We start from the raw sequence: 22,517 nt of genomic DNA on the forward strand, positions 1-22,517 counted from the left end.
GAAAGCGTTATATCTAATTTTTATATGATTTTAGGTGAAATCCGATGGGTATTTTTATAAGCGCTTCATTTAGTAAGATGAAGGTATCAATTAGAGGAGGGGTTATTGAATGGAAGCGCTCACACCTAACACCATTCCCCGCAGCGGTCAAGATACTGCTAAAGCACCAAAGCGTAAACGAAAGGGTGGCTTCTGGAGTGCGGTGCTCCAGCAAAAATATTTATATTTAATGTCGCTCCCTTTTGTCATTTGGGTGTTCGTGTTCAGTTACCTGCCGCTTTGGGGCTGGACGATGGCCTTTCAAAACTACAAACCGGCAAGGTCATTTTCCGAGCAAAAATGGGTAGGATTTAAATATTTTCAAGAGCTGTTCCAAGATGACCGGTTTTATCTGGTGCTGCGGAACACGCTGGCGATGAGCTTCATGGGCCTCATTCTGGGATTCGTGGTTCCGATCTTCTTCGCGATTCTCCTTAATGAGCTGCGGGGCATGTTCTTCAAGCGGTTCGTGCAGACGGTTTCTTACCTGCCGCACTTTGTATCCTGGGTCGTTGTGGCAGGCATTATTACGAAAATGCTTTCAATTGACGGCGGTGCGGTCAACCAGATTTTGATGGCGCTCCACCTCACGGACGAACCTATACAGTTCATGGCGAAGGGCAACTGGTTCTGGTACATTGTAACCGGTTCCGATGTCTGGAAGGAAACAGGCTGGAATACGATCATCTATTTGGCAGCAATCACAGGGATTGACCCGGAGCTGTACGAAGCATCCCGCGTCGACGGTGCGAGCCGCTGGAGACAGATGTGGCACATTACGCTGCCGGGCATCCGCTCGACGATCTCGGTTCTCCTGATTATGTCGATTGGCCACTTGATCAGCATTGGCTTCGAGAAACAATTCCTGCTCGGCAACAACCTGGTGACGGATTACTCGGAGGTTCTCGATCTGTACGCACTGAATTACGGTCTGAATATGGGCAGGTTCTCATACGGTACCGCCATCGGCATATTCAACTCCGTAGTCAGCATCATCCTGTTGTTTACGGCTAACGGCATTTTCAAAAAGGTTACGAAAGAAAGCATTATGTAGGAGGCGAGAAATCGAGATGCCAAACAAAGCGTTTAATGCGACCAGATCCGATAAGATCTTCGATATATGCAACATCATCTTCATGGCGATCGTGCTGATCGTTACGCTGTATCCGTTTCTGAACGTGCTCGCCATATCGCTGAACGATTCCATCGATACGGTGCGCGGAGGCATCACCATCTGGCCGCGTGCGTTCACATTTGAAAACTATAAGACGATATTTGCTTATGACACTTTGCTTCAAGGCTTGAAAATTTCCATTTTGCGTACGATCGTCGGTGCTGTTCTGGGACTGCTCAGCGCATCAATGCTGGCGTATACGCTCAGCCGGCCTGATTTTCAGGCCCGGAAGTTCGTATCGACATTCCTGGCGATGACGATGTACTTCTCCGGCGGCCTGATCCCGGGATACATCCTGATGCGCGACCTGAACCTGATCGGCACGTTCTGGGTATATGTTCTGCCGGGTCTCGTTAGTGCATTCAACGTATTTATCGTCCGTTCCTTTATCGACGGCTTGCCTTATGCCCTTCAGGAATCGGCCAAGCTGGACGGAGCCAACGATTTTACGGTATACTGGCGCATTATCCTGCCGCTCTGTAAACCGGTTCTTGCGACGATCGCGCTGTTCCTTGCCGTAGGTCAGTGGAACTCCTGGTTCGATACGTACCTGTATAACGGCAGCAACGCAACCTGGACTACCCTGCAGTACGAGCTGATGAAGGTGCTGCAGAGCACGCAGCAGGGCGGCGGAGCGATCAACGCGAACGATATGGCCAAGCAAATGGCCCAGATTTCGCCGGAATCGATCAAGATGGCCATTACCATCGTCGTGACCGTGCCGATCCTGATCGTCTATCCGTTCCTGCAGAAATATTTTGTCAGCGGCATGACGCTGGGCGCGGTGAAATCGTAAAATACCGCTTTTTCAGAAGTTACATTCCTATATAGAGGTATCAGCAGGCTAGCCTGTTATACAAAATAGATAAAGAAAAAGATTAGACATCATGGGGAGGGTTTACGCAATGCCAAAGAAAGCGTTCAAGGTAACCGCGATTTCTCTGATCATCGCATCAATGCTAGCGGTTGCGGGCTGCGGCGGAGGCAAGGAGGATACCGCGGCCAAAGATACAGGCGATACGACATCGCCGATCACCTTCAGTTTTTTCGGTGCGGATGCGAGTCCAAACTGGAACAAAATGCAGGATGAAGTCGGCAAGGAAATCACTGCGAAGACAGGCGTTACGATCAATGCGGAGTTCGCCGTATCCGGCGGAGGGCAGGATAAGATTTCCCTGATGGCCGCAAGCGGCGACTATCCGGATCTTATTTTCGCTAAAGGTGACGTTAACAAGCTGGTGGATGCCGGCGCAATGCTCGACCTGACCGATCTGATTGACAAGTACGCGCCGAACCTGAAGAAGGTATATGGCGACTACATGGACCGTCTGAAGTACAGCAATGATGACCAAGCCATCTATGTGCTGCCGACCAATGCGGCGGTGAACCAGCAGTATTTTGACGCCGGCGGCGGATTTGAAATCCAGAATGCCGTGCTGAAAGAGCTGGGCTATCCGGAAGTAAAAACCGTCAAGGATTTTGAGAACGTGCTAAAGGCTTATAAAGAGAAGCATCCGACGATTGACGGCCAGCCAACCATTCCGTTGACGCTGGATGCGGACGACTGGAGAATCATGATCACCGTTACCAACCCTGCGTTCCTCGCAACAGGAGCACCGGACGACGGCGAATATTTTATCAATCCGCAAACCTATGAGGCTCAGCTGCACTACAAGCGTCCGGAGGAAAAAGAGTACTTCCGCTGGCTGAACCATATGTACAACGAAGGCCTGCTGGATAAGGAAACGTTTGTACAGAAGAGCGACCAGTACAAGTCCAAAATTTCGAGCGGACGCGTGCTTGGCCTGATCGACCAGGAATGGGGTTATTCCGACGCAGAGAACGCACTGAAATCTGCGGGCAAGGATGAAAGAACTTACGCTCACCTGCCGGTAACCTTGTCGGAAGAATATAAGGATCACTCCTTCCAGGATACAGGCTTTACATCCGGATGGGGCATCGGCATCACGAACAACTGTAAAGATCCGGTCCGGGCGATTAAATTCATGGATTGGCTCGCTTCCGACGAAGGGCAAGTATTGATCAACTGGGGTATCGAAGGCAAGCACTACAATGTCGAGGACGGCAAGCGCGTCATTCCTCAAGAAATTCAAGATAAGAAAATCAACGACGCTTCCAACTTTACGAAAACATCGGGCATCGGCCTGTACACGATCTTCTCCGCTCACTATGGTGACGGTGTGAAGGATCCATCCGGCAACTACTATACGACGAACTTCCCGGATCAAATCGTAGCCAGCTACACGCCAGCCGAGAAAGAAACGCTGAAAGCTTACGGCGCTACGACCTGGAAAGACCTGTTCCCATCGGAAAAGGATTTCCCGGTTAAGCCTTGGGGAGCAGCATACAACATTTCGGTTGAAGAAGGTTCTGATTACACCGTAACGTACCAGAAAACGCAGGACATTATCCGCAAGCGCATTCCGGAAGCGATCCTGACGACGCCGGACAAATTCGACGCAGTTTATGACAACATGATCAAGGAACTGAATGCCGCCGGTGCGGAAAAAATGGAACAGCAATACACCGAGCTGGTGAAGGACCGTGTCGAGTTGTGGGGCGGAACGACCGAAGCGAAGTAATCCGAATTTTTAAAAAAGAGCAATAAGTTCATCAGATAGGGCCTGCTCATAGCAGTAGGTCCTATTTGTTATGTATTTTTGTGACTTTATTCAACTTTATACCTTATATAATATAAAGGTGTCTATTTACTGTTATATCAACGTTTTTCTGAGAATTATTGATCATAAATGCATCAAAAATTAATTTTAAATATATGTATAAAAATGACTTGACAGTTGTTTTTAAATCTTTTATGATTCAAATATGAAAGCACTTTCATTACACATTTTCCCTGCAGGCTGTTTTCGAAAACGTTTTAAACAAAGAGGTGGAGTCGAACAAGAAACCAGAGATGTGAAGTGAGGAAGTTTAGTTATCTGAGTTTTGTAAACGTATTCAATTCATCTAGGTTTCGGCACAACATGCGGCAGTGCCCAGCGTCCATGCGACGTTTGACGCAATGCCGGCTCTAGAATGCAGCACGAAGTAATTCCATTAGTAATGAAGGGGGATATGATTCACATGAAGGGAAACACAAAGAAGAAGTTTGGAATGCTGCTCCTCGCCAGTATGCTGCTCGTTTCCGCAGGCTGCAGCAGCTCAGGGGGCGACAAATCGGCCGAATCCGGCAGCTCGTCTTCCAATGCGGCGCAGGAGGAGAAGGCTGACGATACGAGCCCTATCACGTTCTCGTTCTTTGGCGCTGACGCCAGCCCGAACTGGAACAAGATGCAGGATGAGATCGGTAAAGAAATTACGAAGAGAACTGGCGTGACCATCAATGCGGAATATGCCGTATCCGGCGCCGGCACCGATAAAATATCCCTGATGGCTGCGAGCGGAGAATATCCTGACTTTATCTTTGCCAAAGGGGACGTCGACAAGCTGGTGGAAGCCGGCGCGATGATCGACCTGACCGATTTGATCGACAAGTACGGCCCGAACCTCAAGAAGGTATACGGCAAGTACATGAACCGTCTGCCGTACAGCAACGATGATAAAGCCATCTATGTGCTTCCGACGAACGGGGCGGTGGATCAGCAGTATTTTGACGCCGGCGGCGGATTTGAAATCCAGAATGCCGTCCTGAAAGAGCTCGGCTATCCGGAAGTAAAAACCGTTAAGGATTTTGAAAACGTTCTCCAGCAGTATAAAGACAAACATCCGACGATCGACGGCAAGCCGACGATTCCGCTGACACTGGACGCGGATGACTGGAGAATCATGATCACCGTAACGAACCCGGCCTTCTTGACGACAGGCGCTCCGGATGACGGCGAATACTTCATTAACCCTGAAACCAACGAAGCTCAGCTGCACTACAAGCGTCCGGAAGAGAAAGAATACTTCCGCTGGCTGAACCATATGTACAATGTGGGTCTGCTGGATAAGGATACGTTCGTGCAAAAGAGCGACCAATATAAATCCAAAATCGCCAGCGGCCGCGTCCTGGGTCTGATCGATCAAGAGTGGGGCTATTCCGACGCCGAGAATGCGCTCAAGACCGCCGGCAAAGCGGAGCGCACTTATGCTCACTTCCCTGTAACACTGTCGAATGAATACAAAGACCATTCCTTCCAGGATACCGGATTCGTAGCTGGTTGGGGCGTAGGCATTACAACGGCATGTAAGGATCCGGTCCGCTTGATCAAGTTCCTGGACTTCCTTGCATCCGACGAAGGCCAAGTGCTGCTCAACTGGGGGATCGAAGGCAAGCACTACAACATGGTGGACGGCAAGCGCGTTATTCCTGATGACGTACAGGACAAGAAAGTCAACGATAACGCCAACTTTACGAAAACGTCCGGCATCGGTCTGTACACCACCTTCTCCGCTCACTACGGCGACGGCGTGAAAGATCCATCCGGCAACTACTACACGACGAACTTCCCGGATCAAATCGTAGCTTCCTATACGCAGCCGGAGAAAGATACCTTGAAAGCGTATGGCGCAACAACCTGGAAAGACCTGTTCCCGTCTGAAAAGGACTTCCCTGTCAAACCTTGGGGCGCAGCCTACAACATGGCCACTCCTCAGGACGGCAATTATAATGTTATCTATCAAAAAACGCAGGATATTATCCGCAAGCGGATTCCGGAAGCCATCCTGGCGAAGCCGGAACAGTTCGACAGCATTTATGACAATATGCTGAAAGAGCTGGATGCTGCAGGTGCTAAAGAAATCGAAAAACAATATACGGAACTGATCAAGGAAAGAGTCGAGCTCTGGGGCGGAAGCGCTCAATAAGCCGGTCTGATCAGAGGAAGGGTCCCGGGATGTATCCCGGGGCCCTTTTTTGTTTTTTTTCAAAAAACCATTGCTTCCGGGAGAACATCCTGCTAAGATGTAAACAACAAAATGATAATATCAAATTGATATTATTGATATCTCGCCATTGCCCTCATCGGTCACGGGATCTGTGAAGGCGTAATGGAGCAGCTGGAGGGAACGGACATGGGAAAATGGTTTAAAGGATGGAGCGCCTACGAGCTGGTATGGCTCGGCGTATTTTGCGGAATTGCGGTCGGACTTACGGCGATCATGAAGGATAGCCTGTTCGGGTTTACCGTGTTTCTGACCGGCGTCCTGTGCGTGGTGCTGGCGGCGAAGGGCAACCTGATGAGTTATGTATTCGGGATGTACAACACGTTCGGGTACGCGTACCTGGCTTATACGAACGGGATTTACGGGGAGATGCTGCTGAATTTGCTGTTCTTCGTTCCAATGAACGTGGTCGGCTTCTTCCTGTGGCGGAAGCATCAGGACGGCGGCAAGCTTGAGATGCGCCGCATGAACCTTCGAGGGATTCTGTGGACCGGAGCGGCCTGCGTGCTGGGCAGCGTGATGATCGGTTTTTTCCTGTCGCTGATACCGACGCAGAACTCGCCGTACATCGATGCGATCACCAACGTGCTGTCGGTTGTAGCAACCTTCCTGATGGTATGGCGTTATAAGGAACAATGGCTGGTGTATATCGTGCTGAATGCTTTTACCGTGCTGCTGTGGGTGCTGCGTACCTTGGACGGCAGTCCTGACGGGCTGCTCATGATCGTCATGTGGAGCGCGTATCTCATCAATGCGGCATACGGTTATTACACTTGGAACAAAGGGGCAAAGGAGGCTTACCGATGAAAAAGCTGGGACTGACGTTGGGTAAATTCGCCCCTTTTCATAAAGGGCATCAATACATGGTGGAGACGGCGCTGAAGGAAGTGGATGAACTGATCGTAGTCATTTACGATACGACGGTCACGACCATTCCGCTGCATATCCGCGCCGGCTGGATCCGGAAGCTATATCCGGGCGTCAGGGTGATCGAAGCGTGGGACGGTCCGGACGGCTATTCGGATGACCGGGAGCATGAAATCCGGGAGGAGCAGTATATTTTGGGGCTGCTTGACGGTGAGCAGGTTAGTCATTTTTATTCGAGCGAGTTTTATGGCGAGCACATGAGCAAGGCGCTTGGCGCCGTAGACCGCCGCGTCGATGAGGCGAGGGGCGTGGTGCCGATTTCGGCGACGATGATCCGGGAGGACCCGTATAAGCATCGTCAATTTGTAAGTGACATCGTATACCGTGATCTCATTACGAAGGTGGTCTTCGTCGGAGCGATGTCGACCGGCAAGTCAACGCTGACGGAGGCGCTGGCCGGCAAATACAACACAACTTATGCCAGCGAGTACGGCCGGGATTATTGGACGGAGCATCAGGTGGACCGGCGGATCAGCTTCGAGGCTTTTGACGAGATTGCAGCGGGGCATATCGAGCGCGAAGAGAAGGCGCTGATGGAGGCGAACCGGTATCTGTTCGTGGACACGAACGCCATCACGACGTATATGTTCGCTCTGGATTATCACGGCCGGGCTCCGGAGCTGCTGACCCGGCTGGCGCTGGAGAACGCCGGCAGATACGATCTCTTTTTCCTGTGCGAGGACGATATCCCATATGACGATACGTGGGACCGCAGCGGGGACCAGAAGCGGCATGTGTTCCACAAGCAGATTATCGCCGATTTGAAGGAGCGCCGGATTCCTTACATCCCATTAAGGGGATCGCTGGAGGAGCGGATCAAGCGGGTCGAGGAGGTGCTGAAGGCGTTTGTTCCGTACAGCAACTATTTTGGAAGCCTTGTTTAAGCCAGCCCATTTATTGGATTAAAGAGGGGGCTGCTGGTAGAATAGAGAACGGATTGCTAGATTGGCCTGGAGCCTAAGGCCCGGGCCCGCTAATGAATAGGCAACATTCAACAGGAAAGAGGGGATTTCATTGGCTGTGATCGGAATCGATCTGGGAACGACTAACAGCCTGGTGGCCTGCTGGGCCCAGGACCGTGCGGTGGTCATTCCCAACGTGCTCGGAGAACACTTGACACCGTCCATCGTCAGCGTGGACGAAAACGGCGAAATTGTGGTCGGCCGGATTGCCCAAGAGCGCTTGATTACCCATCCGGAGCGGACGGCTGCCACTTTTAAACGGTTCATGGGAACAGAGAAGAAGTACGAGCTTGGCCCTCACTCCTTTACACCGGAGGAACTGTCGTCCTTTATATTAAAGGCCTTGAAAGAGGACGCCGAGAGTTATCTGAGGGAACCCGTGACGGAGGCGGTGATCAGCGTTCCGGCATACTTCAACGATGCCCAGCGCAAAGCGACGAAGCACGCCGCCGAAATCGCCGGACTGCGTGTCGAGCGGCTGATCAGCGAGCCGACCGCGGCGGCGGTGGCCTACGGTCTGCACCAGGAGCAGCCGGAAACCCAGTTTCTCGTGTTCGACCTGGGCGGGGGAACGTTCGACGTCTCCATCCTGGAGCTGTTCGAGGGAGTCATGGAGGTAAAGTCTATCGCGGGGGACAATTTCCTTGGCGGTGAGGACTTTACGGAGCTGCTTGTGACGCATTTTCTGGAGACGCACCAAATGGAGTGGGAGTCGCTGGACCCGAAAACAAGATCGGCTATACATAAACAGGCGGAGAACTGCAAGCTTGCCCTGGGACGGGAGGCATCGGCTGAAATGGCTTTGACGATCGATGGAACCCGGTATGAAGTGCGGCTTGACCGTAACGAATTTGAAAAACTGGCCCATCCGCTGCTCCTGAGGCTGCGCCAGCCGATCGAGCGGGCGCTGCGAGACGCGTCCTTGTCCCCGTCCGATCTGGATGCGGTGATCCTGATCGGAGGAGCCACCCGAATGACGCTTATTAAAAGCGTCATCGGCCGCATGTTCGGCCGCATGCCGTACAGCGACATCAATCCGGATGAGACGGTTGCCGTCGGCGCGGCCATCCAGTCGGCGCTGAAGGAGCGGAATGAGGCGCTGAACGAGATGATCCTTACCGACGTGTGCCCGTATACCCTGGGAACAAGCATTGTTCAGGAACTGGGCAAAGGGGGATTCTCATCGGGGCATTTCTTCCCGATCATCGAGCGCAACACGCCAATACCGGTCAGCCGGATTGAACGGCTCTGCACGATAAACGACAATCAGCGGCGGCTAACCGTTGATATTTATCAGGGTGAGAGCCGGCGTGTCGAGAACAACATCAAGCTCGGCGAGATCCACATTAAGGTGCCGCCGGCCCCTGCCGGCGAACAGAAGATTGACGTCCGTTATACCTATGACATTAACGGGATTTTGGAGGTCGAGGTGACCAGCGTTGCGACCGGCGAGAAGAAGCGCGCCGTCATCGAGAAGAACGCCGGCAGCATGACGAAGGAAGAGATCGAGGCGCGGCTGCTGGAGCTTCAGGATATCAAAATTCACCCGAGAGACCGGGCGGAAAACCGGCTGCTGCTGGCCAGGGGCGAGCGGCTGTACGAAGAGGCGCTGGGCGAGAGCCGGGAAGTGATCGCTGCCTATATCGGACAGTTCGAAAAGGCACTGCATACCCAGGATGACCGCGAAATCAAAAAAGCTGCCGAGGTCTTCAAGGATCGGTTGGAACAGCTGGAAAGGTGGATGAGCTTCACATGAACATCTGGGAAAGGTTGGGGATCGAGCGGACCACGGAGCTGCGCATCATCAAGAAGGCATATGCCGCCAAGCTGAAGCAGCATCATCCCGAGGACGATCCCGAGGGCTATCAGCAGCTTCGGGAAGCTTATGAGGCGGCATCCAAGTTCGCCAAGGAGGCCAATACAACGGTACGTGAGCCGGCTGAGGCTGAGGCTGAGGATGAGCTTTCTATGCCGATCTACCCGCCGGAGGATACCAAAGGCGAAGTTGATCAACCTGGCGATTCTAACGCACACACCGTATATTCAAATGGAGTATTTCAATCCACGGCAAGCGCAGATCCGGTCAGACTGTGGATTCATCAGGCCGAGGAACTGTACGACGACTTTCCGGCCCGGATCCGGGTGGAGTCGTGGGAGCGGCTGCTGAACGAGGATATCGTATGGGACGTCGAACGCGGGCCGGAGCTGCAGCATGCGTTCGTGTCCTTTCTGATGTCCTGCAGGCATCTCCCGCGAGACGTTTGGCAGCTGCTGGACGGCACGTTTTACTTTACGGAAGATCCCGAAGAACTGCGGGAGCAGTATCCAACGTATTTTGCCGAATACATCCTGCAGCAGTTGGACGGCTCACGGGAGCTGCGTTATGATTCGCTCGCTAACGCTCCCGTAGGGGATACCGCGGACATGGAGAGATTTTTGGATCTGCGGGAGTCTGCGCTGGATATGCTGATGGAAGGCGATCTGGAAGAAGCGGAAGCGTGCTTGTCCGAAGCTTCGGCGTGGTTTGCCGACGATCTGGATCTGCAGCTGCTATGGGGAAAATATAACATGGCCGTGGGCAACCGGCAGGAAGCGCTGAAATGTTTCGGCCATGCGATCCTGCTGCAGCCGGATGATCTGGAGGCTTATCGTTACGCGGCACAGCTTCGATACGATGATCAGCGGTATGAAGAGGCGCTTTCGGATTGCGAGCGCATTTTGGCTGCCCATCCGGACGATCAGGATGCGCTCAGTTTGGAGGGACGGTGCCTCACCGCGATGGGACGGATATCGGAGGCCAAGGAACGGATGAAGCGTTCTTTTGACATAAACAATCAGCATATGAGCACCCTGATGTACTGGTCGTCTACCGCGAATAAGCATCACCACGATCAGGGGAAGATCGACCCGGCCGAGCACCGCAGGGTGGTCAAAAACAATATTATATTCGACGGTTTTTTATTTCTTCGGTTAACTTGGCTTTATATTTTTGTGTATATCGTGCTGCAGTTGTTTTTTGACGTGCCCGTTATCGTCACGGGGGTGTTCGTGGCCATTCTGCTGTGGTATTTATACAGAACGTTAAGAGCACACCGGGTGCTATCAACCTAGATAATGGAGGACGACATGCGCAGCGATTACAAGAAGAAGCAAATCAAACAGCTGGAGCTGTACTTCCGCAGTCTCTCCAGCGTATGCATCGACAGCGTGCTGGCTTATTATTATGTGCCGTACGAGTTTTTGAAATTTGAGCGTTACCTCGGGAACCGGGTTTTGAAAAAGGGGCTGCGGCTCTGGGACATCAAGGATGCCGAGTCTTTAAAGACCCGGATTCGCTGGCTGCTGGAGGACGGGAACCGTGACGATTATAAGGCACTGCACGCCGAACTGTCGGCGCTGCCGGAACAGGCACGGCAAAACTGGATGGAGGCATCCAAGGACTATCCGGAATATGCCCGGATGAGCGTGGTTCAGACGTTTTTGCTGCAGCTGCCCGCCGGAGAAATAGCCGCCTTCGGGGGCGGCTGGGCGATTTTCTTGAGCCGGGTTGGGCTCGCTTACGGATATTTGACGAAGGAAGAGGCCTGGGCCATTAAATTGGAAGCGGCCGGGTATGTGCAGCAGCATTACCGCAGCTGGGAAGAGTATTTGATCGCATTTATGGCCGGCAGCCGCTTTTGGAAACCGGAGGAGCAGTTTGCAAATGTAGTCTATATCATGACCCGCGGACAGACGCTGCTGGGGATGGGTACCTTCGCTTCCCGGAAGGCGCCATGGGATATTCCGCTTGAGCCGGGAGGCGAACGAGCAGCGTACCGCAAGGAATCGGCCAGCCTGGATGCCTGAGGCGGTGATCAATGGGCATGCGGGTCACAGGGCCTTTAGATTGTGGGGCTTAAGTACGCGGGATGCTCTTAAAGGGGGGATTGGATGTATACCTTGGAAGAACTCCGGAAGGCATTCCGGAAAGGGACCAAGCTGAAATATGTTTTTTTCTGGGGGCACCAGCCCGCGGCGGACGGTTCTATTACGAAGAGCTGCTTCAGCCAGTGGTGGGAAGCGAAGTTTATTGTGGACGGCGTGGAATATGCAAGTGCCGAGCACTATATGATGGCCGAGAAAGCCAGGCTGTTCGGTGACGAAGAGATCCGAGAACAGATTCTCGCGGCCAAGCATCCGAAGCAGGCCAAAGATCTGGGGCGGAAAGTGAGAGGATTCGATCCGGTCGTATGGGACCGGGAAGGGTACTCCATTGTGGTCCGAGGAAACGAAGCGAAGTTTTCTCAAAACGACGATTTGAAGCAATTTCTGCTGGGTACCAGGCAGCGGGTGCTGGTAGAGGCAAGTCCCGTGGATTCGATCTGGGGCGTTGGTTTGGCCGCGGATGACGAGGCGGTCCTAAACCCGCTGCTGTGGAAAGGGAAGAACCTGCTTGGCTTTGCCTTGATGGAGGTTCGGGACCGGCTGCAGACAGAGGGAGCATAGGGATAGTGCGTAGCATGCACGTCGGGCATGCGGGGCCCAGCGGGAGTGAAGAACTTGGCAGCCGTAAGGAGCACGCTGGCAATGAGGAGCACATTGGCAATGATAAGCATGCTGTCAGTGAGGAGCTTGGCAGGAGTCAGGATCAGTCGGCTATGGGAAAAAGGCTGCACATCGAGGGTCATGCTAGATTGTGGGAAAAAGGCTGCAAATCGGGGGTTATGCTATATAGAGGTCACCCGGCCATGCAAAAAAGGTCGTTGTCGGTTACTCAGCGTAACGGGGCAACGACCTTTTTTATATGCCATAACTTTGCGTTTGATGAGGCGGTGTTTCGGCTTAGGTCAGTGCGCCTTCCTGCTTTTTAAAGAACGTACGCAGCGCCTGGTAGACTTCGCCCTTTTCTTTGATGACGTAATACATGAACTGATCGAGTTTGATATTCCGGTACGCGGACATCAGCGTGCTGCTCCGGTTGTACTGGTTGACTTCCCCGTAACCGAACATGTTGCTGACTTTGAGCAGCTCGCCGATGAGCCGCACACAGCGTTCGTTATCGGAAGTCAGGTTGTCGCCGTCCGAAAAATGGAACGGATAAATATTGTACTTGGCGGGCGGGTAGCGCCGGTCGATGATTTCCAGCGCTTTCTGGTAGGCGGACGAGCAGATCGTGCCCCCGCTTTCGCCCCGGGTAAAGAAATCCTCTTCGGTGACTTCTTTGGCCTCCGTATGGTGGGCCACAAAGACGATGTCGACCTTTTCGTATTGGCGGCGCAGGAAGCGGGTCATCCAGAAGAAGAAGCTGCGTGCACAGTATTTCTCAAACGTGCCCATCGACCCGGACGTATCCATCATCGCAATGATGACCGCGCTGGAATGGGGAACGACGACGTCCTCCCACGTTTTGTAACGCAGATCGTCGGGGCTGATATGGTGAATTCCCGGCTTGCCGCTGGTGGCGTTGCGCCGCAGATTTTCCAGGATCGTCCGCTTCTTGTCGATGTTGGACTGCATGCCTTTTTTGCGGATGTCGTTGAACGTGATCGATTCGGTTTCGACTTCCTGCTGCTCTTTCGGCTTCATATTCGGCAGCTCCAGCTGATCGAACAGCATGTTCTCCAAGTCTTCGAGGCTGATCTCGGCTTCCATAATGTCCTGGCCAGGCTGGTCGCCGGCTTTTTCACCTTGACCCGGCTTTTGCACCGGATCCCTGCCCAGCACGTCTCCCACCTGGCTGTCGCCGTCTCCCTGGCCGACATGCTTTTGCTTCTGGTAGTTATAAATGAAACGGTATTCATCGAGGCTCCGGATGGGTACCTTGATGATTTGCTTACCGTCCGACATCACGATGTTTTCTTCTGTGATCAGGTCGGGCAGGTTCTGCTTGATGATTTCCTTAACCTTCTCCTGATGGCGGACCTGATCCTGGTACCCTTTCCGGTGCAGTGACCAGTCCTCCTTGGACACCACAAACAGCGAATGATCGTCTGATGGCATGTTCAGGCACCTCCCATGTTCCCATACTCAGCACAAACTTTGGCTTGTTAAACATTTATATTCACGGGCGGGGACGATATGTGATGACGCAAGAGATAAAATAAGAAGTTTGCCGCACCCAAATATATGAAATTTTGCGAGAATCGCTGCTATGGATGAGATAAGCGTTCCGATGCCGGTGATCTCACTCTGGCTATTGCCAAAAGTCAGCAGTTTGGGCTATAGTGGTTGTGAAATTAAATAGGAATGCGGGTGCTGGATGAAGTCCGGCTGAGATGGCAGCCTTGTGCTGCGGACCGTTAATCTGATCCAGGTAATGCTGGCGTAGAGAATATCATTCGAATTGCGGTGCCATTCGTGTATTTCTCGAATGGTTTTTTTGTGTTAACCGGGTAAGAGGGCGCTTTCGCAAGATGAGGGCTTACCTTTCGCGATGATAGAAGCCGGCATGAAATGGAGGGAAAGGCAAAGGGAAGAGAGGAGAAGCAGTCATGGTCGATTTTCGTCTGTACGCGATTACCGGCGAGACGTTCCATCCGGGACGCCGGCTGGTGGACGTGATGGAGCAAGCTATTCGGGGAGGCGCGGACATCGTTCAATTCCGCGACAAAACAAGCGGAAGAGAGGAGCTGCTGCGCAAGGCGGCGGAGCTGCGGGAGCTGACCCGCCGCTACGGCGTTCCTTTTATCGTGAACGATCACGTTGATATCGCGATGGAGGTGGACGCGGACGGGGTTCACCTCGGTCAAGGCGATATGCCGATCGCGGAAGCCAGAAAGCTTGTCGGCTCCAAGATCATCGGCATATCCACCCATGCGATTTCAGAAGCGCAGCTCGCCGAAGCGGAAGGGGCGGATTATATCGGCGTCGGGCCAATCTATGCGACGGCTACGAAAGCCGATGTGGTGGATCCGGTCGGTCTTTCGTACGTTCGGGAAGTCGCCGGGATCATCAAGATCCCGTTTGTGGCGATTGGCGGCATCAAGCTGGGCAACGTGGACGAAGTGATCCGGGCCGGTGCGAGCCGCGTCTGCGCGGTGAGCGAAATCGTCGGCAGCCCTGACCCGGAAGCGGTATGCCGGGCGTTCATTCACAAGCTTGAAGGTAGAGGAGGAGCGGCGGATGGAACTGGTCATTAACGGAATAAAGCGGGAGCTGGCGGCCGAGACGGTAGCCGATGTCCTCCGCCTGCTGGGGCTGTCCGGCAGGCCGGTCATGGTGGAAGCGGATGGACAGGTGCTGAAGATCGAGCAGTGGGAGACGACTCCGGTTGTACCTGGAATGAAGCTGGAGCTGGTCCATTTCGTAGCGGGAGGTTGAAGGGAAAAATGAGCAGAGATAATTGGCAGGTTGGCGGACAGGAACTGTCGTCGAGGTTGTTTTTGGGGACCGGGCTGTTCCCCGATCCTTATGTGCAGATGGAGGCGATCAAAGCTTCGGGAACCGAGGTGCTGACGTTCGCTATCCGCCGGATCCATCTCGATTCGGTGGAGGATGATTCGATTCTGCAGCATGTGGAGCCTCAGAAATACATCTACCTTCCCAACACGTCCGGGGCGACAACGGCCGAAGAGGCGGTCCGGATAGCCCGGCTGGCGCGGGCTTCGGGACTCAGCGACTGGATCAAGGTGGAGATTAGCGCCAATAAGCGCACGCTCCTGCCCGATCCGATTGAAACGTTAAAAGCGACGGAAATATTGGTCAAGGAAGGTTTTACGGTACTGCCGTATATCTCCGACGATCCGGTAATCTGCAAAAAGCTGGAGGAGGCAGGGGCAGCCGCGGTGATGCCCGGTGCAGCGCCCATCGGGACCGGCCTCGGCATTCTGAATCCGTATCATCTCAGATTGATCGTGGAGGAGCTGTCGGTCCCTGTCATCGTAGATGCGGGGCTGGGGACAGCCAGCGACGTGGCGCTCGCGATGGAGCTGGGAGTCTCCGGCATTCTGATGAATACCCCGGTGGCCAAAGCCAAAGACCCCGTGATGATGGCCCGGTCGATGAGGCTGGCGGTTGAGGCGGGGCGTTTGGCCTACTTGTCCGGGCGGATTCCGAAGAAGAAATATGCTTCGGCCAGCAGCGGCCTGGAATCGCTCGTCATCGAATAAAAAAGGATGGACAGGGGGCTTTAACAATGAGCGGAGACATCATTGTCATGGGGGGCGGCATTATCGGATTATCCAGCGCGCTGGAGCTGCGCCGCCGCGGCCTGAACGTCACGCTGCTTGAAAAGGGACCCTGCGGCGGGCAGGCCTCCGGCGCGGCGGCAGGGATGCTCGCTCCGTATTCGGAGAACGTGGAGTCTCCGGACGAGTTCTTCCTGTTGTGCCGTGAGAGCTTGTCGCTGTATCCGCAGTGGCAGCAGGCGGTGAAGGACATCTCCGGCGTTCCCTTCGAGTATGCCGAAACCGGCAGCCTGTACGTCGTGAGGCATGAGGCGGATTTGCTGGCGCTGGAGAGCCGGCTGGAATGGCAGCGGAACTGGGGTTCCAGGGGCGAAATTTTAACGGGGAGCGCGCTGTTCAATGCCGAGCCGGGGCTGACCCGCGAAGCAGTAGCCGCCCTGTGGACACCGGTGGAAAGCCATGTGTATGCCCCGGATTTGACGGAAGCGGTCAAACGGGCCTGCCTGGCCTCCGGCGTGCAGATTCATGAGCATCTTGGCCGGATCGAACTGGCTGAATGGCGGGAGCGGGTTGCGCTGAGGGCGCAAAATGGCGAGCGGTTTGAAGCGGACCGGCTGCTGATCAGCACCGGTGCGTGGGTACAGGAGATGTCGGAACCCCTCGGCATCCGGATTCCTGTACATCCGATCCGGGGGCAAATTTGCGCCTACGCTTGGAACGAGGGGCGCGAGCCGCTTCGACACCTGGTGTTCACCAGCCAGGGGTACCTGGTACAAAAAGCGAACGGAACCCTCGTGTGCGGCGCCTCGGAGGATATCGCCGGGTTCGATACGTCCGTTACGGACAAAGGGATCCGGCGGCTGACGGAGTGGAACAAGCGAGTGCTGCCTGTTCTCGGTGAGGTGCAGCCGTTTCACCGCTGGGCGGGACTGCGCCCGGCGGTGCTGGACGGCCGGCCGCTGATCGGGCGGCTGAACGATGCCGGCCATATTTTTGTGGCCGCGGGTCATTACCGCAACGGCATCCTGCTCAGCCCGGTCACGGCCGCGCTGATCGCCGATAGCGTGGAGGGCAAGCCGCTGCCGGAGTGGTGTGGAGCGTTCCGGCCGAACCGGTTCGGTGAGGTGCAGGCGGGCGCTTTTTAGAGCAGATAATGGATTGGCGTCGTAGAGTGCGGTCCTATCGATTAGCTATTTCATTTGGCATGAGGCACATGGCAAAGCAGGAATGCATTCCTGCTTTGTTTTTTTTGTGCCGGGTATCGCAAAAGCTATTTGCAGCACGTGCATCTTATATATCCATTAAACCTATATAATTGAAGTGATGAGGTATAGTGACAATTAATGACAAATTTTGCGAAAATCCTGTAGTATACTGCAAGTAGTCCTATGCTAAATAGGAAAGAAGTTTCACAGGAATACATAAGGAGGTGTGGCTGCTTAGGGCCACGCGTGGGCAAGCAGTCCCGTCGGTTAAGAAATTTTAGCAAGAGAGTTTAGAGCAACAAAAGAAGCAGGAATTCAGTTGGTATCAGGTTGTCTGGAACAGCCAGGAAGTCAGGAGGGTACCTGGTAGTCAGTAAGTTAGATGGTACCTGGGTATCGGAAACAGTCAGAAAGTTAGAAGGGATCAGAGAAGTTAAGAGATTTAGTAAATGCAAAGCATCATATTTTAGGAGAACAGGAGCGGAAGAAGTATGTTCAAAGCGATGTTGATGACCATTTTTGCCGGGGCGATGATATTTGGAACGGCAGGAGCAATCGAGCAGCCAGTGCCAGCCGCCGCGGCGGCGGCTTTTAAGGACGTGTCTGTGTCCCACTGGGCGTATCAGGCCATTAACGATGCGGTATCCAAAGGTTATCTCAAAGGAGACGGCAGCGGAAAATTCAGACCAAACGACCCGGTTACACGGGCTGAATTTGCGGCGATTTTGGCCAGGGTGTCGACGAACGAAAACGCTGGCGGAGCTGCGGCATTTTCCGATTTGGCCGGGCACTGGAGCGAAAAGGAAGTGAGCGAGGCGGCGGGGAAAGGCTTTTTCAGTCCGGCCGATTACACAAACGGCTTTAAGCCGGGCATTCCACTGACGCGGATGGAAATGGCGAAGTGGATGGCCTCGGGACTGGCGGCCCGCGACGGAGAGTACAAGCAGGCGATCGAGGACACGAAGGACACCATCGTTCCGGTGACGGAGTATTACAAAGGTGGCTTGAACAAGGCCGACTATCCGTATGTGTCGGTCATGCTGGGAACGGGACTAATGTCCGGGTACCCGGACGACAGCTTCGGCGGCGGCAAAACGACCACGCGCGCGGAGGTGGCGGTGATCATTCAGCGTTACGAGACGACGCAAACGAAGGCGCCAAGCGCTTTTAAAGGGTTGAATGAGCTGCGGGAAGTGGGGACGACGGGGACGAATCTCCGGACGGTGATTCCGGCGTATCAGTATGCTGAGGGTCATGAGCTTAAAACGATTCTGGGCAAGGACGTAAGCCTAAGAAACAATACTGGAAAAGTTAAAATATATCATTATATTTTCATGAGTGGGCTGAGCGCGGACCAGACGGGAAGTATTTATGGGCGGATGTTTGTGGATGAGCATACACCTTTTTTTGAGAAGTCTTATTTAGTGTTCATTGATTCTTCTGTGCTTCCGATTAAACAAGGGTTTAATAATCGGAGTTATACAAACGGTCTGAAATCCGACTTGCAGGGAGGGTACAGAGTGTTTAGCTCTACATCGAAGAAGTTTGGTTTTGAAACGCTCACTACTGATGGAGGGAGCGATTTCTTTAAAGTTGGGAAAGAAACTAGATTGTGGACCACATCCTCTATAGAGAGATATCGTGGGAAAGATGACGTCTCTGTTGGAAAGACCATTTACTCAGATGATGGTGCATATGCTGGTATCTTCACATTAGAAACAAAGTAAGATTAAGGGATAAAGAATATGAAGTTATTAAAAAAAATATTTTTAGTTTCCCTCATTCACACAGTTATCCTATTGGCCGTAGTTGATATTAATTTGGTATCAGGAGAGAGCTATCCGTCTGATAGTATCATCAATCCGTCCGGGCCCCAAGTACGACAAGTAGTGACAAAGAAAGTTAGCGCTAGTGCACCAGCAAAACCAGGGGTTTACTGGTACCAATTAGACGATGGTTCTTTTCAAGCAGATTACGATAGTGGCACTCATGTTACTGCTAGTAATGCTGGGGACGATAAATACAATCCATACCCTATAAGGAAGGAAACTTCGGCTAAAATAAATTCTTTAGAGTATGAACCAGGGAGTTTTGAAGATTCTACTAAGGTTTCAGTACCATCAAGTGCTGTCGAAGACAAAAAATTAGTTAAAGATAAAACCTCATTCGGAGATGCAATCTACTTTACACCTGGGGAAAAAATGCCGAATATATACATTCTCTCTGATAATATAAGCATCGGCATGAACATCATTACAGGTGGACCTAATTTTACAAATAGGGAAGAACTCGACATCAAACACCGACCAAACGGCTTCCCTAAATACCTGGTCGAGTACGACATCAACCTTAACCTCACCTGGGAAGGCACCGCCAAAGAAATCAAGGAAATGCGGGTGATTCCCGCGAGTGCATCGATGAAACCCGGGGAGAAGAAGAACTTTAAAGCCGAGGTACGCACGAAGCCCTTCAGCGTGAAGGGCGATACGAGCTTCGGCGATTTCGTTGACGTGACCACCCGAACCGAAACGGTGTGGAGCTCCGACAAAAGCGCGGTGGCGACGGTGGACAGCAGCGGGAATGTGACTGCCGTAGGCAAAGGCACGGCCAAAATCACTGCTGTTTGGAAAAGCGGCCTCTACTACCTGTACGGCACAGCCACCGTGACTGTCGGCGATGGAGGCGGGGACGGACCGCCGCCGGTCGATCCCCCGGATCCCGGGGTAAGCTGCACCGAGCCGGCGCCGGGTCAATCGATGACTGGCAAATACATGGACCCCGTCGTCACAGCCAAAATCAAAGCTGATTCTCGCGGCAGCGAGCGGTTTGACGTGCTTCAGGGCATTCCGACCTCCGAGAGCCTATACGGCAATGTGCTCGCCCGGAATCACCTGTACCAGGACAAGTTCGTACAGATGACCGGGACGTGCACATATACGGTTAACGTAACCAAGGAGTACACGCTGAAGTGGGATCCGGGCAAGGAAGTACCGAACGCCGACGGCAAAGGAACGCATATCGAGCCGGACCCGCAGAGCGAGACCGAAAGCAAAACGTATACCTATCAAATTGAGCGGCGGTATGCTTTCTGGAAAATCGATAACCTGGAAGTCTACCAAATCCGCGAGGCGATTCTCGACAATTACGCCCTGCCGGGCGGCCGAATTGCGATCCAGCCGAGTGGGTACAGTCCACCGTATTATGCCGCTGCGACGACTGGGAATTACGATCCGCCAGCTCCGCCCGGAGAGCTTACGGCTGCCGGACAGACGCTGACCGGGGGCAAGTCCAAGCCGTCGGTGCCGAATGACGAAGGCGCCCTAAAAGGGGAAGCGGAGAAAGCCGTCGGCAAAATCCAGGTGACGAATGACTCGCTGGTCTTTAACGGACAGACGATGATGAACAACCAGAAGGTTGAGGAATCCGGCCCGACACCGTCGCAAATTCCTGAGCCGCCCCAGATCGGCGATAACGTGCTGTACAGCCCGGGAAATCTGATCGATCGCAGCAAAACCAATAAAAAGGATACACCGAGCGCGGGTAAAATCGAATATGACCTGATGCCGGGAAATATCAACGGCGGACAGAACCAGGAGTTTCCGATCTACGGCATCAACACCGTGACGGTCCATACGCCTGTGGTCAACTATTCCTCCGTGTCGGACGATGCGGCGCACAACCAGAAAACGAATCCGGACGCCGGCCGGTCCGCCCTGATTCTGGAACGCCCGTTCACGGTCCGGATTCCGACGAGCGGGCAGCATGTCAGCTATCCAGGTTACGGCAACCGGGATTACGCCAAGTATTTCCGCACCAAGCAGGTCAAGTTCCCTTTTGACGTCTATGATGGGAACCGGACCACCTTTATTCCGAAAAATACATGGGTGGACATTCCGGTCGGCCAGCTGGACACGACCTTTTATTTGCCGGTATGGGTGGACGAAGGTCCATACCAGATCGCGTTTCGCAATATTGCCGAAAATGCCCCGGCCGACTATACGCAGCAAAATGACGCCAATACGAGCCTTGTTCATCATGCCGCATACGATGAGGTGGCGGTTGATGTCATTGGACGGCTGTACGATTTTCATGTGACCGATATTGCCGATTACAATTGGGAGTCCGTGTTCCGGTCCCAGAAGGGCAGCGCGATCCAGACGGGCGTCTCCTATTGGGTTGGTCAGAAAGGGATCGATGGCGATCCGCGGGGCAATGCTGCCGTCTTTACGCTGCCGGTCCGTCCGGGAAGCAGCCCGCTGCAGGGTTTCAAGAACGTTTCCGTCAAGACCGGGTACCACTTCAAGTTTGATTTTAAAACGAAAGGGAATATGTTCGGCCCGCTGGACGGCATCCGCATCACGCCAACCTTCTATTACGTCAGAAAAGACGGGAAGGCCGTCAACGGCCGCGGGGACACGCGGATTCCGGTGGATCTGTACTACAGCACCAGCTCGAAGCATTTTGTGAAAATCGGATCGCCCGCGGATCAGGTTCATCGTTACGTCATCTTAAATGACCGGCTCCGGAACGTGCCCGCTCAGGAACTGCGGGATACGGCAGGCTACAAGTTTAATCATGACGGCGCAGCCGGGGGGCTGAACCGGAACGAATACATCAACAGCTATTTGAACAAGTATACGAAGCAAAAGACGCCGGTCGGAAGCTACAGCCTGCTGATTCTGCCTGAGCAGCTGCGGACGTTTCTCAGCCTGAAGGAACCCGTACCTGAATCGGTGAACCGCGAACGGGCAGACGTATCGATCCAGAAATGGTACGGCGAGTACAGCCTGCCGGCCGATCCCTATGTGGTCGAAGCGGGCACGAATGTGGCGGAATACGGGCGCAAGCACGGCGGGCTGGACGACAAGTCCCCGATTTTTCTAAAGAACGGCTACATCGTCGTGAACTTCAATATCGAGTCCATTCAGGAGGGCGACTTGAAAAATCCGCATTTGCAGTACATTTACGCCCCGCTGATGAATCAGTGGCAGATGGAGGGATTTAACCGGAACATCCAGGATGCCTACGGGAACCGATTTGCGCTAAAAGACGGCGACGTCGTCTTTTACCAGACCGATCAATCCAGCAGGGATGACTTCAGCAGCCAGGTGCCGCATTAACGGGAAATCAGTAAAAAAGGGCTGCCCTTAGGTCCGTTTGTGACCTTGGGGACAGCCCTTTTTTTGTGAGCTAAACA

At 53.4% G+C, this 22,517-nt stretch carries 17 protein-coding genes and 1 riboswitch; of the genes, 16 read left to right on the top strand and 1 reads right to left on the bottom strand.

Translation table 11 applies throughout. From position 1 onward, the window contains the following. The first annotated feature begins 109 nt into the window (after positions 1 to 109). The 10 genes from KI379_RS02920 (at position 110) to KI379_RS02965 (ending at position 12,495) form a co-directional block, all read left to right on the top strand. A complete protein-coding gene (locus KI379_RS02920) occupies positions 110 to 1,093 on the top strand; it encodes an ABC transporter permease (protein ID WP_212982732.1) in 984 nt (327 codons plus the stop codon). Between the two features lie 16 nt (positions 1,094 to 1,109). Then, positions 1,110 to 2,009 carry a carbohydrate ABC transporter permease gene (locus tag KI379_RS02925; protein WP_076170554.1) on the top strand — a complete coding sequence of 300 codons (900 nt, stop codon included), beginning with the start codon at positions 1,110 to 1,112 and terminating at the stop codon, positions 2,007 to 2,009. A gap of 109 nt (positions 2,010 to 2,118) precedes the next feature. Next, the gene (locus KI379_RS02930; RefSeq protein WP_089545759.1) at positions 2,119 to 3,816 is read left to right on the top strand and encodes an ABC transporter substrate-binding protein; all 1,698 of its coding nucleotides are present in this window, start codon (positions 2,119 to 2,121) and stop codon (positions 3,814 to 3,816) included. Positions 3,817 to 4,318: 502 nt separating this feature from the next. Beyond that, positions 4,319 to 6,043: an ABC transporter substrate-binding protein gene (locus KI379_RS02935; protein ID WP_212982733.1), complete on the top strand. Its 1,725-nt coding sequence runs from the start codon at positions 4,319 to 4,321 to the stop codon at positions 6,041 to 6,043. A gap of 207 nt (positions 6,044 to 6,250) precedes the next feature. Then, a complete protein-coding gene (pnuC, locus tag KI379_RS02940; RefSeq protein WP_152400877.1) occupies positions 6,251 to 6,928 on the top strand; it encodes a nicotinamide riboside transporter PnuC in 678 nt (225 codons plus the stop codon). Next, on the top strand, positions 6,925 to 7,932 hold the full coding sequence (locus KI379_RS02945) for an AAA family ATPase (RefSeq protein ID WP_212982734.1): 1,008 nt from the start codon (positions 6,925 to 6,927) through the stop codon (positions 7,930 to 7,932). The genes pnuC and KI379_RS02945 overlap by 4 nt, the downstream gene beginning before the upstream one ends. A 130-nt stretch (positions 7,933 to 8,062) precedes the next feature. Then, positions 8,063 to 9,766: a molecular chaperone HscC gene (locus tag KI379_RS02950; protein ID WP_212982735.1), complete on the top strand. Its 1,704-nt coding sequence runs from the start codon at positions 8,063 to 8,065 to the stop codon at positions 9,764 to 9,766. Then, entirely contained in the window at positions 9,763 to 11,121 is a 1,359-nt protein-coding gene (locus tag KI379_RS02955) for a J domain-containing protein (protein ID WP_212982736.1), read from the top strand. The genes KI379_RS02950 and KI379_RS02955 overlap by 4 nt, the downstream gene beginning before the upstream one ends. Before the next feature lie 15 nt (positions 11,122 to 11,136). After that, positions 11,137 to 11,856, top strand: a complete 720-nt coding sequence (locus KI379_RS02960; RefSeq protein ID WP_212982737.1) for a DUF1266 domain-containing protein — start codon at positions 11,137 to 11,139, stop codon at positions 11,854 to 11,856. An 84-nt stretch (positions 11,857 to 11,940) separates the two neighbouring features. Next, positions 11,941 to 12,495, top strand: coding sequence for an NADAR family protein (locus KI379_RS02965; protein WP_212982738.1), 555 nt, complete (start codon positions 11,941 to 11,943; stop codon positions 12,493 to 12,495). A 336-nt stretch (positions 12,496 to 12,831) separates the two neighbouring features. Here the strand turns inward: KI379_RS02965 and yhbH are convergent, their stop codons facing one another. After that, entirely contained in the window at positions 12,832 to 13,989 is a 1,158-nt protein-coding gene (gene yhbH, locus KI379_RS02970; protein WP_089545766.1) for a sporulation protein YhbH, read from the bottom strand. A gap of 238 nt (positions 13,990 to 14,227) precedes the next feature. Next, positions 14,228 to 14,337: riboswitch (TPP riboswitch) on the top strand. 143 nt (positions 14,338 to 14,480) lie between these two features. Between yhbH and thiE the strand changes: the two genes are divergently transcribed. From thiE to KI379_RS03000, 6 genes are all read left to right on the top strand, one after another. Further along, positions 14,481 to 15,128, top strand: a complete 648-nt coding sequence (gene thiE / locus KI379_RS02975; RefSeq protein ID WP_212982739.1) for a thiamine phosphate synthase — start codon at positions 14,481 to 14,483, stop codon at positions 15,126 to 15,128. Continuing rightward, positions 15,112 to 15,309, top strand: coding sequence for a sulfur carrier protein ThiS (gene thiS, locus KI379_RS02980; protein ID WP_212982740.1), 198 nt, complete (start codon positions 15,112 to 15,114; stop codon positions 15,307 to 15,309). The genes thiE and thiS overlap by 17 nt, the downstream gene beginning before the upstream one ends. Before the next feature lie 8 nt (positions 15,310 to 15,317). Next, on the top strand, positions 15,318 to 16,097 hold the full coding sequence (locus tag KI379_RS02985; RefSeq protein ID WP_212982741.1) for a thiazole synthase: 780 nt from the start codon (positions 15,318 to 15,320) through the stop codon (positions 16,095 to 16,097). A gap of 26 nt (positions 16,098 to 16,123) precedes the next feature. After that, a complete protein-coding gene (thiO, locus tag KI379_RS02990; RefSeq protein WP_212982742.1) occupies positions 16,124 to 17,260 on the top strand; it encodes a glycine oxidase ThiO in 1,137 nt (378 codons plus the stop codon). Positions 17,261 to 17,811: 551 nt separating this feature from the next. Continuing rightward, positions 17,812 to 19,047: an S-layer homology domain-containing protein gene (locus KI379_RS02995; RefSeq protein WP_212982743.1), complete on the top strand. Its 1,236-nt coding sequence runs from the start codon at positions 17,812 to 17,814 to the stop codon at positions 19,045 to 19,047. Between the two features lie 516 nt (positions 19,048 to 19,563). Then, on the top strand, positions 19,564 to 22,440 hold the full coding sequence (locus KI379_RS03000) for a DUF5704 domain-containing protein (protein ID WP_244879178.1): 2,877 nt from the start codon (positions 19,564 to 19,566) through the stop codon (positions 22,438 to 22,440). The last annotated feature ends 77 nt before the right edge of the window (positions 22,441 to 22,517 follow it).

It is taken from the genome of Paenibacillus cineris (genome assembly GCF_018333335.1).
Classification (GTDB): Bacteria; Bacillota; Bacilli; order Paenibacillales; family Paenibacillaceae; genus Paenibacillus_AQ; species Paenibacillus_AQ favisporus.

Coding starts and splice junctions, on each gene's coding strand:
- KI379_RS02920 (WP_212982732.1), top strand. CDS start 110: ATGGAAGCGCTCACACCTAACACCATTCCCCGCAGCGGTCAAGATACT.
- KI379_RS02925 (WP_076170554.1), top strand. CDS start 1,110: ATGCCAAACAAAGCGTTTAATGCGACCAGATCCGATAAGATCTTCGAT.
- KI379_RS02930 (WP_089545759.1), top strand. CDS start 2,119: ATGCCAAAGAAAGCGTTCAAGGTAACCGCGATTTCTCTGATCATCGCA.
- KI379_RS02935 (WP_212982733.1), top strand. CDS start 4,319: ATGAAGGGAAACACAAAGAAGAAGTTTGGAATGCTGCTCCTCGCCAGT.
- pnuC (WP_152400877.1), top strand. CDS start 6,251: ATGGGAAAATGGTTTAAAGGATGGAGCGCCTACGAGCTGGTATGGCTC.
- KI379_RS02945 (WP_212982734.1), top strand. CDS start 6,925: ATGAAAAAGCTGGGACTGACGTTGGGTAAATTCGCCCCTTTTCATAAA.
- KI379_RS02955 (WP_212982736.1), top strand. CDS start 9,763: ATGAACATCTGGGAAAGGTTGGGGATCGAGCGGACCACGGAGCTGCGC.
- KI379_RS02960 (WP_212982737.1), top strand. CDS start 11,137: ATGCGCAGCGATTACAAGAAGAAGCAAATCAAACAGCTGGAGCTGTAC.
- KI379_RS02965 (WP_212982738.1), top strand. CDS start 11,941: ATGTATACCTTGGAAGAACTCCGGAAGGCATTCCGGAAAGGGACCAAG.
- yhbH (WP_089545766.1), bottom strand. CDS start 13,989: ATGCCATCAGACGATCATTCGCTGTTTGTGGTGTCCAAGGAGGACTGG.
- thiE (WP_212982739.1), top strand. CDS start 14,481: ATGGTCGATTTTCGTCTGTACGCGATTACCGGCGAGACGTTCCATCCG.
- thiS (WP_212982740.1), top strand. CDS start 15,112: ATGGAACTGGTCATTAACGGAATAAAGCGGGAGCTGGCGGCCGAGACG.
- KI379_RS02985 (WP_212982741.1), top strand. CDS start 15,318: ATGAGCAGAGATAATTGGCAGGTTGGCGGACAGGAACTGTCGTCGAGG.
- thiO (WP_212982742.1), top strand. CDS start 16,124: ATGAGCGGAGACATCATTGTCATGGGGGGCGGCATTATCGGATTATCC.
- KI379_RS02995 (WP_212982743.1), top strand. CDS start 17,812: ATGTTCAAAGCGATGTTGATGACCATTTTTGCCGGGGCGATGATATTT.
- KI379_RS03000 (WP_244879178.1), top strand. CDS start 19,564: ATGAACATCATTACAGGTGGACCTAATTTTACAAATAGGGAAGAACTC.